This window comes from Chryseobacterium salivictor, assembly GCF_004359195.1.
Lineage (GTDB): Bacteria > Bacteroidota > Bacteroidia > Flavobacteriales > Weeksellaceae > Kaistella > Kaistella salivictor.
Map to the genome: position 1 here is coordinate 2,435,221 of NZ_CP037954.1, position 16,317 is coordinate 2,451,537.

Below are 16,317 nucleotides of genomic sequence, written 5' to 3' on the forward strand. Positions count from 1 at the left end.
GCCTTCAGGTGTTTCAAAAACGCTGAAGTTTTTAAATAAGTAAACAAATCTATGAAAAATAAAATTTTCGCACTCCTCGTTCTGCTATTTGCTTTCAACGGAATTTTCGCACAGAAATATTATGACCTCCAGTGGAAGAAAGTGGCCGAAAATTACAAAACCGGAAAGTTTAAATCGAATCTTCCTTTAATTTTAGAAATTCAAAGTCACGCCATGAAAGAAGAGAATGCGGTTCAACTCATCCGTTCGCTAAAAGCAGAATTCAGCATCGTTAATCAAACTTCCGATGATGCGAAAAATGATTCTTCGGGCAAATTTTTCACCAAAATTGATGGTTTGCAAACGAAGTTAAAAGGCGGTGATCAATTATTATATCAGGTTTTACTGGGAGCGTTTTTTACGGATTATTACAATCAGAATCAATGGCGGATCAATCAGAGAACCAATCTGAATAATCAGGATTTTACCCAGATTGAAACCTGGTCGAAACTGGATTTTAAAAATTATTTAACCCAACATTTTAAAAACTTAGAAACGAAAAAAGTTGAACTTCAAAAAGTGAAAATGTCGAAATACAAAGAAATCTTTGATGAAATAGAAAATCTGGACTATTTCCCAACTTTGTTCGACTGGAATGCGATGAACGAAATCAAGTTCTACAACAATTCGCAGTTGTTTACGCCCAATGAACTGAAAATCAATCAATCGAAAATTTCAAATTTATATTCAGAACTCATTCAGAAAAATACTGGGAATGCAAAACTTTATTTTCAGCACCAGAAATTAAATGACGATTGTGGTTTTTCAAAATGTAAAGATAAATTACAGCAACTTCAAAACCTCGTTAAATCTTCAACGGAAGGTGATTATAAAGTATTGATTAATACCGAAATTATTGATCAGTTAATGAATGAACAAAAATATGCAGAAGCGCTGGTTTTAATTAAAAATACAAAGCAAGAATATCCGAATTCTAAATTTCTGAACAGTATTCTCAACCGCGAAAACAGTATTTTGCAGCCAAGTTTAACTTTAAATTACGAAAAACATACGCAGGCAAATTTGCCGATTCATTTGGTTGCAGATGCGAAAAACATTTCAAAATTTTCTTTAAATATTTATGAAGTTAAAGATGACCCGCAGAGTTTTCTGAAATATGTGGCAAACTCTTATGATAAAATCCGTTTTCCGGCAGTGAAGAAAACCTTGGTTCGGAAAGAAACTTTTGATTTACAGGATTTGAAAGATTATAAGAATCACAAAACTTCTCTGGAAATAAAACCGCTTCCGTCCGGAATTTATCTTGCAGAATATGTGGTGGAAAACGCCGTTCAGGAAAATTTCTATTTTATCGCCACGAATTCACGAATTATTTTTAACAAAAAAGATGACCGTAAAAGTATTGACAATCAACTACAACTTGTAAACCGTGAAAACGGGAAATCGGTTTCGAACGAAAATCTGAAAATTTTTGAATTTACCAACGATAACAAAGCCAATTCTTTTAGTGTAAAAACGGATCAGTCTGCGCTTTTTAGATTTCCGGTTTCTAAAGATAATCAGTATTACCGCTACTATTTGGTGCAGCAACCTTCTTCGAATGATTATAATTTAATGCAGGTTTATGGAAATCAATATTATAATGAACCAAAAAAAATAGAAGAAAAAAATCTTGCCCAAATTTTTATCGATCGGGGAATTTATCGCCCGGGACAAATCGTTTATTTCAAAGTAATTAACACCAAACTGTTGATGGATAAAGAATCTGTCGCAGTTGGAATCAAACAGAAAATAACATTGAACGATGCGAATGGTCAGGAAATTTCTTCCCAGACTTTTACGACGAATCAATTCGGTTCTTATAACGGAAGTTTCACTTTGCCGAACGGAAAACTCAACGGTCAGTTTTCATTAGAAGTTGATTCTGATGATTTAGATGATGATGCGACCAAATATTTTCAGGTTGAAGAATACAAACGGCCGAAATTTGAAGTGACTTTCGAACCCATAAAATCGGAATATAAATACGGCGAAACTATTGAACTGAAAGGAAAAGCGATGATGTTTTCCGGCGTGGCTTTAAGCAATTCAACCGTTAATTATGAAATCAAAAAACAGAATATCCGCTGGAGATATTTTTGGTGGTATCCGCGGGGAAATGATAACGAAAATTCCATTTTAGGCGAAGTTAAAACCAATGATAAGGGCGAGTTTATCATTAAAATTGATTTGAAAAAAGATGAAACTTTAGAAGGAATTCAGATTGACAATTATCAAATCAATGCTTCGGTCACGGATATTAATGGTGAAACACAATCTGCGACGGAAAATGTAAAAGTAGCCTCGGTTTCTCATTACATCAAAACCGATGATATCAAAGATTCTTTCACCGATGAACCCATTAAAATTAAGGTAGAAACCAAAAATTACAACGATCAGAATATCAAGAAATCTTATCAGGTAAAATTGTCGAAAATGCAGCCGAAAGAAAGAATTTTCCGGACCAATTTTGAAAATCAAATTCAGGATCTGCCGAAGTTTTCGAAAGCAGAATTCATTCAAAAATTCCCGCACGATTATTTTTCAAATGAAGAAAAAGAGAATAAAGTTGAAAAAATAATAACGGATAAAATTGCGGATTCCAAAATTGTTAGATTAACCAGTAATGATGAAACGTTGATCAATAGACAGGGAAATGCAACGGATTTAGATTTAGGCAAACTTTCCGCTGGAAATTACAAACTCGAACTCTTCAACATCGAAGGAAAAGACACCATTAAAACAGAAAAAACATTCGCAGTTTATGATAAAAGATTCCTGAGCGATTCACAGAAACCTTTCCTGAAAGTCATCAATTCAAAGACCGAATATCAGAGAAATGAAAAAGCGAAAATTTATGTTTATTCGGCAATTCCTGATGCTTTGGTAAAAATTTATCTGCAAAACGGAAACGGAGAAACTGTAACGGAAGAGAAAAAACTGAAGAACGGCGTTTTGGAATATGAAGTTTCTTTTCCGAAAGATGAAAGCATCAATCAGATTTATGTTCAGTTTCAGCTCATTGCTTTTAATGATGTTCAAACCGAAAACATCAATTTAAGTATTGCTTCCGACAAAAAACCATTACGTATCGAAACCGTCACTTTCCGCGATAAATTACAACCTGGACAAAAAGAAAAATGGACGGTAAAAGTTTTAGGCGAGGATAAAGAGAAAATCAACGCTGAAGTTTTGGCCAATATGTATGATAAATCTTTGGATCAGTTTGCTGGCAATTCTTTCTCGTGGCAGAAATTATATCAGCAGTATTTTATCATGAATTCCTATGATATTAATGAAAGTTTGTTACAGAAAAATTACAGTAAAAGAGTTCAATATCTGAAAACATCGAACGTAAATATTCCCGAATTTAATTGGTTCGATGGTGAGATTTATGGAAATGTAATGTACAATAGAGTATTGGCTCCTATGTCTTCAGCGAAAGAAGTGCGGGAGTCGAGCGCTATCGATGAAGTAGTTGTTACAGCTCTCGGAGTCAAAAGAGAGAAAGGTAATGTAGGATATGCGTCTGATACCATAAAGACTAAAGCGATTGAAGAAGTTAAAGTGGATTTAGACAAAATTCCAGTCCGTCAAAACCTCAATGAAACAGCATTTTTCTACCCCAATTTATTAACCGATAAAGACGGAAATATTACCTTTGAATTTACATCTCCGGAAGCATTAACACAATGGAAACTGATGTTTTTAGCGCATACCAAAGATGCCCGTTCAGTAACTTTAGAAAAATCAGTTATTACTCAGAAAGAATTTTCCGTTACTCCAAATTATCCACGTTTTTTACGCGAAGGTGATGAACTGAATCTGCAATCGAAATTGTCGAGTTTAGTAGAAAAAAAATTAAGTGGAGTAGCGCAACTTCATATTTTAGATGCGTTTACGAATGAAGATATTTCTTCTCAATTTAATTTAAAGGAAACTCAAAAATCATTTAATTTAACAGAAAACGGAAATTCTTTAGTGAACTGGACCGTGAAAGTTCCAAATAACGTTTCTTCCATTATATTTAAAATTGTCGCAAAAGCGGGTGATTTTTCCGATGGTGAACAAAAAGCAATCGCCATTTTGCCAAACAGAATGTTGGTTACCGATGCTGTTCCGATTTTTGTAAAAGAAGGTCAGACGAAAACTTTTGTTTTAGAAAATTTGGTAAAAAATACTTCGACAACAGCCATCAATTTTTCAAATACTTTGGAATTAACGACCAATCCGATTTGGGAGATTATGTTCGCTTTACCAAGTTTGAAAAACGACGCGAACAATTCTGCGGATGTAGTTTTTAACAAATGGTTTGCAGACGTTTTGGCTTCCGAAATTTTTAAAGCCAATCCGAAACTGAAAACTGTATTTGAAGAATATCAGTCGAAAGGTTTATTGAAATCTAATCTGGATAAAAATCAGGAACTGAAACAATTGCTTTTGGAAGAAACGCCGTGGGTTTTAGAAAGTAAAAATGAAACCGAACAAATGGAGAAGTTAGCACGTTTGTTCGATGCTAATAATATGCGGAATTCCATTAACGAAGACTGGAGCGAATTGCAGAAATTGCAAAATCCGGATGGTGGATTTTCCTGGTATCAAGGTTATCCGAGTTCGTATTATAACTCGCTTTATATTCTTAAATCTTTAGGGAAAATTAATGAATGGCTGAAAGGAAACGTGGCAGATTATCAATCTAAGGAAGAGAAAGAAATGGTTTCGAAACTCATTAATTATGTTGATTCTGAAGTCAATAAATATGGACCAATTGAAAGAAAAGACGTGGTAAATAATTACGTTCTTGATTATTTGGACACCCGAAATTATTGGGAAAAAGAATATCCTTTAAATGTAAAAGGAAAAGCGTTGAAAAATGCAGTTATTGCTAAAGCGAAAACAGAAAAAATAACCGATTTCACATTCTTTGGATTGCACCGTTTGGCGCTGTTATTTGATGATTACGGAGTGAAAGATCTGTCAAAAAAATTCCTGACTTATTTAAAAGAAACTTCCACAGAATCGGAAGCGCAGGGGATTTATTGGAAACAGAATCTCGATAACTGGGGTTGGTATAATTCCAAAACCGTGAATCACGCAGGAGCTTTGGAAGCGTTTAATAAACTCACGCCAAACGATACGAATTTTATTGAAGAAATGAAAATTTGGCTCATCACTCAAAAAGAAGTTAATTCCTGGGGAAGTTCACGGGGAACTGCGGAAGTGATCTTCACTATTTTAAATTCAGGGAAATCATGGACTTCAAGTGACAGTGATAAAGCCACCATTGCTTGGGGCGGAAAAGAACTCATCAATCCGGATTCAAAAGCAACAGGTTACGTGAAATCGACGATTAAAAATGAAAATATCGACAAAAAATTAGGAACCGTTACGATTACAAAACCTGGTGCAGGAATTGTTCAGGGTGGCTTATTCTGGCAATATTATGAGGATTTGGATAAAATAAAATCTTCCGAATCTTATCTTTCCATCACCAAAGAATTGTACAAAAAAGTGAAAACCGTAAACGGTGAAGAATTGGTAAAAATTGCGGAAAATTCGCCATTAAAAATCGGCGATAAAGTCACGGTAAGAATGATTTTAAATACGGACAGAAACATGGAATTTATTCATTTAAAAGATATGCGTGCTGCAGGATTTGAACCTTTAAACGTGATTTCCGGGTATGAATGGAAAAATGGCTTGGGTTATTATCAATCCACGAAAGATGCGTCCACAAACTTCTACATCGAAAATATGAAGAAAGGGAAATACGTTTTCGAGTATGATTACATCTGCAATGCATCGGGAACGTTTAGTAACGGAATGACGACGTTGCAGAATTATTATGCACCGCAAATGAATGCGCATACGAAAGGAACGAAAGTTACAATTACCGAATAATCAACTTTGACAAAGTTTTAAAATTTTTGTTAAAACTTTTAAAGAGATCCGCTTCAAGTTTTGAAGCGGATTTTTTGCTTTATCCGAAAAATTCAACCCCATATTTTTTCGTAAATTTATTTATGAATTGTTGGTGTGGATAAGTCAATATTTATCTCCTCAAATTCATAAAGGAAATTCATTTTTTGACAAATGTCAAAGGATTTGATTTCTATTCTCCGCAACTTTGTACCATCAAACAAACAAATAGAGAAAATGAAAACCTTTAAAAATAATCTGGGCAAATTGCTGCTCTTTTTTCCGCTGGTTTTTTCCGCCCAACAGGCACCAACTTTACAGGAACTGATTGACAGTGCTTTGGTTAATGACGGAAGTTTAACACAACAAACCCTCGAGAATAAATACACCAAACTGGATGATCAAAAATTGAAAGATGTTTTTCTTCCGAAAGTTGATATCTCGGGGAAAGCTGGTTATCTGTACGCAAGTGCTCATTTAAAATCTCCGGAAATTGGTATTCCTCCCATCCCCGGGATTTTTCCGGGTGCTATACTTCCGGAAGGTCAGCTCGACAATAACCTTAATATTTCGGGACTTTCTGCTTTAGCAAAAGCTGAAGCGAGCGTTCTTCTCTATTCCGGCGGGAAAGTGAAATATCTGAAAGAAGCCAACAGAGAAAAAAATATTTCTGAAAATTTATTGATGCAAAAAAGCCGGGATGAGATCATCACCGAAGTTTCAAAAGCCTATGATCAAATGGCTTTGGTGCAAGAATCCAAAAAAGTTTTAGATGAAGCAAAAAAACGTTTGGACATCAACAGAAAAACCGCCGATAAAGCTTTAGGTTACGGATTGATTACGCCGTACGACCGAAAAAAAATTGAACTGGCGCAGGCAACTTTGGACTCGAAATTAGTAGAGTACGAAGGAAAAAAAGAACTTTTGATTACCCAGATCGAAATTTTAACCGGAATCGAAAGAGAAAGAATTGCTTTAATTCAACCGCAATTACAAACAATTTCCTACGAAGTTCTCGATCAGAATATTGAAAATAGAGTAGAAATCCAGGCTTTGAATCACGGCATTAAGGCCACCGATTATAAAATTAAAGCTGAGGAAAGATGGTGGGTTCCGAAGGTTCAGGCGCAAACTTCACTGAGTTATTTCGGTCTGTTCAATAGTAACATTTCGACTTCCAAAGAATTGTTGCCGAACACAGGAAAGAAACTCGATCTGAATCCTGCGAATACAAGTGTTTTTCCATTATTTCAGGCGGGAATTGGATTTAAATGGGATGTTTTTGATGGTAATGAAGGAAAACATCTGGTGGAAAAAGCGAAAATAGAAAAGGAAATTTTAGAAAATAAAAAACGTGACGCTTCCAAGAAATTGAATCTTAATTTAGCTAACAATCAAACCAATTATACGATTGCTAATGCTCAAATTAAGCTAAAAGAAAAGTCCCGCGAAATTGCAAAAGAAGGTTTAGAACAGGTAGAAAAAGAATTCCGGTACGGAACGAAAACTTCCTCCGCTTTGATTGACGCAGAAAACGATTTGGAGAATGCGGAACTGGAATTACAAACCGCAATTTTTAACCAAAGAAGAAGTGCAATCGAACTGATGAAATCCACTCAGAATTTGCAGATCCAAAACCTTTAACTTTTAACCGCAAAAGAGACAAAAGACAAATGAAGTAAAGATTTTCAAAAGTCTGCAAAAATTGAGACATTTACGGTATTTACATTTTGCAAACTGTTGAATTACCTCCATTAAAATAAAACTTTTGCCTCTTTTGCGGTTGAAAAATTTAGACTCTCTTTAGAAACCAATCATAACAAACAACCAATCAAAATGAAAAATACTGTATTAACGTCTTTGGCTTTGGTAAGTGTGCTGGCACTTTCCGGCTGTAAAGAATCAAAACCGGAAAGAGAAATTGTGGGCAAAACCAAAAAAGAAATTATTTCTTTTGCTCCAAAATTATCAGGAAGGATTTTAACCATTAAAGTAGAAGAAGGACAAACCATAAAAGTGGGTGATACGCTCGCAATTCTAGACGTTCCCGAAGTTTCTGCAAAAATTGCGCAGGCAAAAGGTGCAACTTCCGCTGCAAGAGCGCAGGTTCAAATGGCTCAAAACGGTGCGACAGCCGATCAGCTCCGTCAGTTAAGAGCCAAACAAAAAGGTTTGCATGAACAGTTTCAGTATGCACAGAAATCTTTTAACCGGGCAAAAAATATGTACCGCGACAGTTTGCTTTCGCCTCAGAATTACGATGAATATTATGCAAAATATCAAGGAGCAAAAGCGCAGTTGGATGCTGTAAATGCGGAACTTCATGATGTGGAATCAGGAACCCGTTTTGAAAAAATAGAAATGGCGCAGGGACAGGAAAGTCAGGCACGAGGTGCTTTGCAGGAAGCCAATGTGGCGTATTCCGAAAAGTATATCATCGCCACCAATGATATGGAAATCGAAACCATCGCTCTCAACAAAGGAGAATTGGCGACCGCAGGTTATCCGCTTTTCACAGGTTATATTCCCGACACTTCTTATTTCAGATTTACCATTCCGGAGTCTAAAATTGCGAAATATCAGAAAGGAATGACCGTGAAAATGACCGTTAATTATAATAAAAAAGAATTTATGGGAAAAATTGTCGCCATAAAACAACTGGCGAAATACGCTGATATCACCACCGCTTTCCCGGATTATGAACCGGAAGAAGCGATTTACGAAATCAAAGTGGTGCCGGAAAATCAGCAGGCGGCGAAAGATATTTTGGTGAATTCAAATGTGACTTTAAAGTAATTCAAAAATTAAATTAAATCACAAAAAATGAAACAAATCAGATATTTATTGAAAAGGGAATTCCACCTGTTTTTCACCAACAGAACGATGCTTTCCGTTTTCTTTTTAGCACCGGTTTTTTACGCTTTGCTCATCGGTTTCACCTACAAATCCGGGAAAGTAGAAAATATTCCCGTCATCGTGGTGAATCACGACAACACGCCGTTATCCAATCAGGTGGTAGAAATGCTGCAGGACAGCAAAGCGTTGAACATATTAAATTATATCAACGAACCCGCAAACCTGAAAGACGAAACCATCAAAACAGAAGCTGCCGCGGCAATCATCATTCCGGAACGTTTCGAAGCGATGATGCTTCAGAAAAAATATCCGGAGATGAATGTTTACGTGAACACTTCAAATGTTTTGACGGCGAATTTTGCCACCAAAGCCATTCAGTTGACTTTAGGAACCTTTTCTGCGGGAGCCGAAATTAAAGCGTTGGAGAAAAAAGGAATGAATGCAGATTTGGCGAAAACCCAATATGAACCTTTCAAAGCGAACTATATTACGCTCTTCAACACCACGAGTAATTATCTGGTTTTTATGTGGCCGGCAATGATGGCGGTCGTTTTACAGCAGGTGATTTTACTCGCAATGGCGGTAACTTTTTCCGAAGAATTTAAAAGAGAATCTTTCCTAAAAGATTTTGCCGGAAAAGAAAAATATGCGGTTTTCGTCATGGCGATTAAATGTCTGCCCATCTGGATTTTCGCGAATTTCAATATTTTGTTTTTCTATCTGTGCAGTTTATATTTTAGAATTCCGGTACCCGACAATGTTTGGAATTTCTTTTTAATCACCGCAGTTTTCGTGGTGGCGGCAACCAATCTAGGCGTTCTCGTCAGTATTCTGGTACCGGATGCGCTGAAAGCAACGCAAGTTTTAATGGTCATCGCATCTCCCGCGTTTATCATCAGTGGATTTACGTGGCCGACTTTCGCCATGCCGGAATTTATTAAAAGTTTTACGGCGATTATTCCGCTGACTCCTTATCTGGAAGCGTTGAAAATTATGGTCGTACAAAATGGTTCTGATATTTTAACAAAAAAACATCTGATTCATCTGTTTATTTTAGGTTGGGTTTATTTTATTTTAGGTTGGATCGCCCTGAAAATTAAAATTCATTTCCTTTTTAAAAAATATAAAATCTCGCAAAATATTGAAAAAGACGAGTTATCGGAATTAATTTCTTCCGAGGAATAATTTTGACTTAAAGTAATAACAGTTTTCATGCTGTTTGTTTGTTGAGGACGTCTGGGCTGTAGTACAGACGTTCTTTTTTATTTTTGGCAGACATTTCGCTCGTCTTTAAGGACGAGATTCCCGCTTTTTTATTCCGTTTCGTTGCATAAAAAGAGTTTCACTCAAGCCGGGCTGCAGATTTTGCTTCATTTACTAGTGATGATTAATATAAAATCTCTGTCTTTTTACCATATTCTTTCTTTATTTTTGTGAAAACTATACGAAGTGAAACTGCTCGACCAAATTTCAAAATATATAAAACCAGACGCCGTTACCGAAGATTTTTTTCGCAATGAAACGCAGACCAGAATTTTCGCAAAAGGCGAACTGTTAAGCCATCAAAATACTCATAACCGAAATGTTTATTACATGGAAAATGGTCTCGCGCGAACGTATTATTTTGAAAAAGGAAAAGACATCACCACCAATTTTTATTCAGAGGGAAAATCATTCGGCAGCATCGACACGATTTTCAATAATGTTCCCTCGATTTATAATATCGAAACTTTGGAAGAAAGTACGGTTACCTTTTGTGATTATAAAAAGTTGGAAGAACTGTGTTCAGTTTCTTTGACCTCGGCGAATTTCAGCCGGTTTCTTTTGGGGAATTTAATGGCTCAGATGTCGAAACGGATCAGTTCGCTTCAACACATGACGGCGAAAGAGAAATACGCGCAGCTTTTGGAGGAAAACCCCAACATTATCCTTCGTGCCCCTTTGGGAATGATCGCATCTTATCTCGGGATTTCACAGGAAACGCTGAGCAGAATCAGAAGTGAAATTTAAATCGTAAATATTCCTTAAAATAATTCTATTTTTGTTTGATAAAACTAAACTATGCAAGATATTTTTAATGCTAAAGAAGCGCAGAATTACATCGACAGAATCAATAAACTTTCTCCAGATTCAAAAGCGAAATGGGGCAAAATGTCCGTCGATCAAATGTTGGCGCATTGCAATGTAACTTATGAAATGGTGTATGAACCGCAAAAACATAAAGCACCGGGCGGAATTGCGAAATTTATTTTAAAAAGATTTGTAAAACCGAAAGTGGTAGGCGAAAAATCCTATTCTCAGAATTCTCCGACTGCACCACAATTTATAATTAAAGAAAGCAAAGATTTTGATTCTGAAAAAAAACGGTTGATCGGCTTTATTCAGAAAACACAGCAGTTAGGGCGGGAATCTTTTGACGGAAAAGAATCATTTTCTTTCGGGAAACTCAAGGCTCAGGAATGGAACAATATGTTTGCGAAACATTTAAATCATCATTTGGATCAGTTCGGTGCCTAATTATTTAATTTTAAAAACACAACCATGAAAAAAATTTTACTCACTTTGATTTTAATAAGCGGTTTTATTACTGCCCAAATGCCCGATATCTCCAGCGTTTGGATGAACAATTCTGAGCCTTATTTAGGAACCATCACTGCGGAAAAAATTCCGATGAAGGTGAAAATTAATATTTCGGAACAGGATAAAAAAAATGATCAGGAATATTTTGTTTCCGGATTTTCTTTAGTAGAAAAAACGAATACCAAATTCGAAGGTAAACTGAAAATCACTAAATATAAAGACGCTCAAAAACGAAGTTCGATTTTTGGCGAATATGAATTGGCCGAAGAAGGCACGGGAAAACATTCCGGGATTTTAAAAGGAAAATTTATTTATACCTTTATGTGGAATAAAAAAACCGATAAAATTGAAAATCAATTTATCGAGTTTATTGGCAACTGGAAAAGTTATGACGGCAATTTAGAGTACCCGACGAACTGGAAAAATCAATAATTTAAAAACAATATCATGGCAACAATTAACGCGTATTTAACTTTCGACGGAACTTGCGAAGAAGCATTCAATTTTTATAAATCCGTTTTCGGTGGTGATTTTCCGATGGTCGGAAGATTTGGCGACATGCCGCCACAGGAAGGAATGCCCGCAATGTCAGATGATGTAAAAAACAGAATCATGCACATGACGCTGCCTATTTCTGCGGAAACCATTTTGATGGGTAGTGACACGATGCCAGGAATTCACGATCATAAAATCGGGAATAATATTTCGCTTTCCATCAACACGGATTCCAAAGAAGAAGCCGACCGAATTTTCAACGGACTTTCCGAAGGTGGAGTAGTTACAATGCCGCTTGCCGACACGTTTTGGGGCGCTTATTTCGGGATGTGGACCGATAAGTTTGGCATCAACTGGATGGTCAACTATGATGATCCTTCCAAAGTTCAGGCTCATTAATTTTTTTAGAAGCAACAGGATTTTCTCTTCTTACAAAACCCGTCCCGCTTTCCGCTCTATCTTTTGCTACACTTCGTTCCGCAAAAGAATGCTGCTGCAATCGGGGCTAGAATGAAGTTCAGTTTTTCTTTTTAAAACTTACAAACAATGAAATTTACATCAGAACAAATCCACGAAGCCCAAACAGAGAGTGGAAATATATTTCCGGTTTTAATTCGGCAATTAAAATTATTGGGAGTTGTAAATTTTATCACTTTCGTTACAGATGGTCACACCGATTACTTCGATGATGAAAAGGAAAGTATCACCTCAGAAGCTACACACGATCTTCTAATTTCTGAAAATACCAATGCAGAAAAATTTCTCGAACGATTAAAATTGCATCAAAATGGCGGAACCAATTTCCAAACATTTTGCCAAGATTGCGCAGAAAATGGAATCGATTGCTGGATTGTAGATTTACAAAAAATGACGTGTACTTATTACGACAAAAGCGGGAAGGAAATATTAGTAGAAAAAATCCCTACTGTTCCTCTTTAATACAAAGCGAAAAACCCTTTCAGCCTTTTAAAGACTGAAAGGGTTTTTAAATAAATTGGATAAAATTTAGATAGTTACATTTTCCAGAATTACGGCATAACCTTGTCCGACGCCGATGCACATTGTCGCCAACGCATATTTCTTTCCTGTTTTTTGTAATTCCAAAGCGGCAGAATACGTGATTCTCGTTCCGCTCATTCCGAGTGGATGACCAAGTGCAATTGCGCCACCGTTTACGTTGACTCTTGCATCATCATTGGCGATTCCGAGTTCTTTCAGACACGCAATACTTTGCGCGGCAAAAGCTTCATTCAATTCAATAATATCGATTTGGTCTAAAGTAAGATTTGCTCTTTTCAAAGCCAGTTTAGTTGCTTCAACCGGACCGATTCCCATAATTCTGGGTTCAACGCCAACCACGGCAGAACTTAAGATTTTAGCCAAAGGTTTTAAACTGTAATTTTTCACCGCATCATCTGAAGCAATAATCACGGCAGCAGCTCCGTCATTTAAACCTGAAGCATTTCCCGCGGTCACCGTTCCGTTTTCCTTTAAAAAAGCCGGTCTTAGTTTCGCTAAAATTTCTAAAGTAGAGTTCGGTTTAATGAATTCATCTTTATTAATGACAACCGGATCTCCTTTTCGTTGTGGAATTTTAAGGTCAGAAATTTCTTCTGCCAATCTTCCGCTTTCCTGCGCTTTTTTGGCTTTCATCTGAGAATTTAAGGCAAATTCATCCTGTTGCTCACGTGAAATTTCAAACATTTCCGCTAAATTTTCTGCGGTTTTTCCCATCGCATCAATTCCGTATATTTTTTCCATTTTTGGATTGATGAAACGCCAGCCAAAACTCGAATCATACATTTTAGAATCGGTTCCAAAAGCAGATTCCGCTTTGGAAAGAACGTAAGGAGCTCTCGACATTCCTTCAACACCGCCCGCAATAAAAAGATCACCTTCGCCGGAACGGATCGCACGCATCGCCTGAACAATCGAACTCATTCCCGAGGCACACAATCTGTTCACCGTTTCGCCCGGAACATTCACCGGAAATCCTGCTAAAAGTAAAGCCATTCTGGCAACATTACGATTATCTTCACCCGCTTGATTAGCGCAACCGATGATAACATCATCGATTTTATCTAATGGTAAATCCGGATTTTTTTCGATTAAACTTTTTAGTACAGAAGCCATCAGATCGTCAGTTCTCACAGCGGCTAAGCTTCCTTTAAAATTTCCGATGGCCGATCTTGTCCCATCGATAATATAGGCGTTTTTCATTCTTTATTTTTAATGAGCGTAAATTTAAGAAAATTAAAAAGACTTCGGGAAATGTAAATCCTGACTTCTTTAAAATGATTTTCCTGTCATCTAACTTTACTTAAACTCCTTTAATAATTTTGAAACAACTGCTCAAAAAAAGAATTCCTGCTGCGGTCAATGCTGCTAAATAAATTGGCTGACTTTCATTTCTATTTGCCACCGCAATTGCAATTAAAGCCCAGACTGCTACAAAAGCGAACACCGGTGCATTCTTCTTCCAGGTCATAAAAAGGTGAATTAAAGATGCGGTAATGATTAAAATAATGGTCCAGTTCACTTCCGAAATTCCGAAACCTCTCCATTCGGTTTTTTTTAACCAAGCTGCTGTAGCTGCGATTAGAGCGACACTTACCCAACCCGAATAAATTTGAAAAGGAAAATTAATGAACCATTTTTCGGCAGCGGTTGAATGGTGATTTAAGGCTTCCAATACAATGATTAAAAGCGAAATAAAGGCGATCAACAGAACGATTACAGATAATCCGGTAAAACCGTAAAGCCAAGTTACGATCCAGGCACAATTAGCAATACAGGAAACGACAAACCACCAACTGATTTTTCTTACAAAGCCATTCGCTTCATTTTTAGCTGGATTGAATAAACTTCGGCCCGTGTAAAAAACGAAACCAATTAAAAGCAGATAAATAAATCCCCAAATTGAAAAAGCATAACCTGCCGGAGTAAAAAAATTGTGGTATTGATCAGAAACATTGGCGATTGTCTTTCCATTAAATATTCCGGTATTGCTCAGATAATTAAAGATAATGGTGAAAATCAGAAAGAAACCATTGGCGATTTGCAGTTTTTTTATCATTTTTAAAGAAATTTTATAGGGTTTGATCACTCTAAATTAGTCAATTTTACGACAGCAAAAGAACTTTATTCTGCGATAAAATTGGGAATACAGATTTCTGGTGATTCTACTTGTAGGATTCCCACCATTTTTCATAAACGGTGGAGTCATTTTGCCAAACGGTTTTTTTCCCAATCTTAGGAGTAATCAGGCGTAAGTTTTCTTTTTCATTGAGCGTCATTATTTTTTGCAAAGGTTCTTTCCAGTCGTGCAGGGCAAGTGCGAATTTTGAATTGTGAATAGGGATTATTCTTTTTGCTTTCAGATTTTTAGCAGCCATCAAAAATTCTTCGGGCATCATATGAATATAGCGCCAGTCTTTGTTATACTGGCCATTTTCAAGAATAGCCAAGTCAAAACCGCCATATTTGTTGCCAATTTTTTCAAAGTGATTATCAAATCCGGAATCGCCGCCGATATAGATTTTTCTTTCCGGAGTTTCAAAGATAAAACTCGCCCAAATGGCTTGGTTCCGCTTAAAACCACGTCCGGAAAAATGCCGCGCTGTCTCTGCGTAAACTTTAAACCCATTTCCCAAATCAAAATTTTCGCCCCAATCGAGTTCGATAATTTTTTTAGGATCATAATTCCAATATTCCAAATGTTCGCCGGTTCCTAGTCCTGTAATAACCTGTTTTGCTTTTGGATTGAGCTTTTTCACGGTTTCATAATCCAGATGATCCCAGTGATCGTGCGTAATGATTAAATAATCTAATTCCGGGATATCTTCTGCCGCATATAAATCGGTTCCGGAAAAGGCTTTTGCGGCAAACTTTACCGGAGAAGCATTTCCGCTGAAAACGGGATCCACAAGTATTTTTTTGCCGTCAATCTGTATGAAATAAGAAGAATGTCCCATCCAAACATAAATATTTTCATTTGGATTCAAATTTTTCAAATCGGTTTTTTCAAAATTAAATTTTTCCTTCGGGATTAAATTTTTGTTTTTGCCGAATAAAAAGCGGAAAATCACTCCCGGAATTGAAGCATCTTCTGCGAGTTGCGGCGTAAAATTAATATTATCGAATTTATCCTTTTGATAATGCGACGATTTTTTTATTCTTTCCAAACGTTTTCCAGTCGGCGCCTTCCCGAATTTAGGATGTTGCATAAAAAGGAAAAGGGCAGCGGTAAAAACGATTGCTATAAGCAGTACTGCAATCATCATATTTTTAAATAGCTCCAAAGTAGTTTTATAAAAAAGTTGTTATTAGATTTGAACGGTTCAGAAAATATTTTACTTTAAAATAGGTTCAAATTTAGTTTAAAATGATGAATGCGAAATATCATAGGAATATTTTTTCTTTCTGCTA

The 16,317-nt window shown here is 36.4% G+C and carries 12 protein-coding genes; 9 read left to right on the plus strand and 3 right to left on the minus strand.

Annotated features, from left to right (window positions below):
* Positions 1-51 precede the first annotated feature (51 nt).
* The 9 genes from NBC122_RS11130 (at position 52) to NBC122_RS11170 (ending at position 12,828) form a co-directional block, all read left to right on the plus strand.
* Positions 52-5,940 carry an alpha-2-macroglobulin family protein gene (locus NBC122_RS11130; protein ID WP_133440441.1) on the plus strand — a complete coding sequence of 1,963 codons (5,889 nt, stop codon included), beginning with the start codon at positions 52-54 and terminating at the stop codon, positions 5,938-5,940.
* Between the two features lie 255 nt (positions 5,941-6,195).
* Positions 6,196-7,602, plus strand: coding sequence for a TolC family protein (locus NBC122_RS11135; protein WP_133440442.1), 1,407 nt, complete (start codon positions 6,196-6,198; stop codon positions 7,600-7,602).
* Between the two features lie 192 nt (positions 7,603-7,794).
* On the plus strand, positions 7,795-8,754 hold the full coding sequence (locus NBC122_RS11140) for an HlyD family secretion protein (RefSeq protein WP_133440443.1): 960 nt from the start codon (positions 7,795-7,797) through the stop codon (positions 8,752-8,754).
* A gap of 27 nt (positions 8,755-8,781) precedes the next feature.
* On the plus strand, positions 8,782-9,999 hold the full coding sequence (locus NBC122_RS11145; RefSeq protein WP_133440444.1) for an ABC transporter permease: 1,218 nt from the start codon (positions 8,782-8,784) through the stop codon (positions 9,997-9,999).
* A 264-nt stretch (positions 10,000-10,263) separates the two neighbouring features.
* Complete coding sequence (locus NBC122_RS11150; protein ID WP_133440445.1) at positions 10,264-10,824, plus strand: Crp/Fnr family transcriptional regulator; 561 nt, start codon at positions 10,264-10,266, stop codon at positions 10,822-10,824.
* Positions 10,825-10,875: 51 nt separating this feature from the next.
* Positions 10,876-11,331 carry a DUF1569 domain-containing protein gene (locus NBC122_RS11155; RefSeq protein WP_133440446.1) on the plus strand — a complete coding sequence of 152 codons (456 nt, stop codon included), beginning with the start codon at positions 10,876-10,878 and terminating at the stop codon, positions 11,329-11,331.
* Between the two features lie 24 nt (positions 11,332-11,355).
* Positions 11,356-11,826, plus strand: coding sequence for a hypothetical protein (locus NBC122_RS11160; protein ID WP_133440447.1), 471 nt, complete (start codon positions 11,356-11,358; stop codon positions 11,824-11,826).
* Between the two features lie 15 nt (positions 11,827-11,841).
* Positions 11,842-12,288, plus strand: coding sequence for a VOC family protein (locus NBC122_RS11165; protein ID WP_133440448.1), 447 nt, complete (start codon positions 11,842-11,844; stop codon positions 12,286-12,288).
* 147 nt (positions 12,289-12,435) lie between these two features.
* Positions 12,436-12,828 carry a DUF1398 domain-containing protein gene (locus NBC122_RS11170; protein WP_133440449.1) on the plus strand — a complete coding sequence of 131 codons (393 nt, stop codon included), beginning with the start codon at positions 12,436-12,438 and terminating at the stop codon, positions 12,826-12,828.
* 66 nt (positions 12,829-12,894) lie between these two features.
* Here the strand turns inward: NBC122_RS11170 and pcaF are convergent, their stop codons facing one another.
* The 3 genes from pcaF to NBC122_RS11185 all read right to left on the minus strand — a co-directional run bounded on the left by pcaF (position 12,895) and on the right by NBC122_RS11185 (position 16,172).
* On the minus strand, positions 12,895-14,109 hold the full coding sequence (gene pcaF / locus NBC122_RS11175) for a 3-oxoadipyl-CoA thiolase (protein WP_133440450.1): 1,215 nt from the start codon (positions 14,107-14,109) through the stop codon (positions 12,895-12,897).
* Between the two features lie 100 nt (positions 14,110-14,209).
* Positions 14,210-14,965, minus strand: a complete 756-nt coding sequence (locus tag NBC122_RS11180) for a tryptophan-rich sensory protein (RefSeq protein WP_133440451.1) — start codon at positions 14,963-14,965, stop codon at positions 14,210-14,212.
* Between the two features lie 106 nt (positions 14,966-15,071).
* Positions 15,072-16,172, minus strand: coding sequence for an MBL fold metallo-hydrolase (locus NBC122_RS11185; protein WP_246012348.1), 1,101 nt, complete (start codon positions 16,170-16,172; stop codon positions 15,072-15,074).
* Positions 16,173-16,317 lie beyond the last annotated feature (145 nt).

Excerpts from the sequence above, each read along its gene's own strand:
- NBC122_RS11130 (WP_133440441.1), top strand. The coding sequence starts at position 52 with ATGAAAAATAAAATTTTCGCACTCCTCGTTCTGCTATTTGCTTTCAAC.
- NBC122_RS11135 (WP_133440442.1), top strand. The coding sequence starts at position 6,196 with ATGAAAACCTTTAAAAATAATCTGGGCAAATTGCTGCTCTTTTTTCCG.
- NBC122_RS11140 (WP_133440443.1), top strand. The coding sequence starts at position 7,795 with ATGAAAAATACTGTATTAACGTCTTTGGCTTTGGTAAGTGTGCTGGCA.
- NBC122_RS11145 (WP_133440444.1), top strand. The coding sequence starts at position 8,782 with ATGAAACAAATCAGATATTTATTGAAAAGGGAATTCCACCTGTTTTTC.
- NBC122_RS11155 (WP_133440446.1), top strand. The coding sequence starts at position 10,876 with ATGCAAGATATTTTTAATGCTAAAGAAGCGCAGAATTACATCGACAGA.
- NBC122_RS11160 (WP_133440447.1), top strand. The coding sequence starts at position 11,356 with ATGAAAAAAATTTTACTCACTTTGATTTTAATAAGCGGTTTTATTACT.
- NBC122_RS11165 (WP_133440448.1), top strand. The coding sequence starts at position 11,842 with ATGGCAACAATTAACGCGTATTTAACTTTCGACGGAACTTGCGAAGAA.
- NBC122_RS11170 (WP_133440449.1), top strand. The coding sequence starts at position 12,436 with ATGAAATTTACATCAGAACAAATCCACGAAGCCCAAACAGAGAGTGGA.
- pcaF (WP_133440450.1), bottom strand. The coding sequence starts at position 14,109 with ATGAAAAACGCCTATATTATCGATGGGACAAGATCGGCCATCGGAAAT.
- NBC122_RS11180 (WP_133440451.1), bottom strand. The coding sequence starts at position 14,965 with ATGATAAAAAAACTGCAAATCGCCAATGGTTTCTTTCTGATTTTCACC.
- NBC122_RS11185 (WP_246012348.1), bottom strand. The coding sequence starts at position 16,172 with ATGATGATTGCAGTACTGCTTATAGCAATCGTTTTTACCGCTGCCCTT.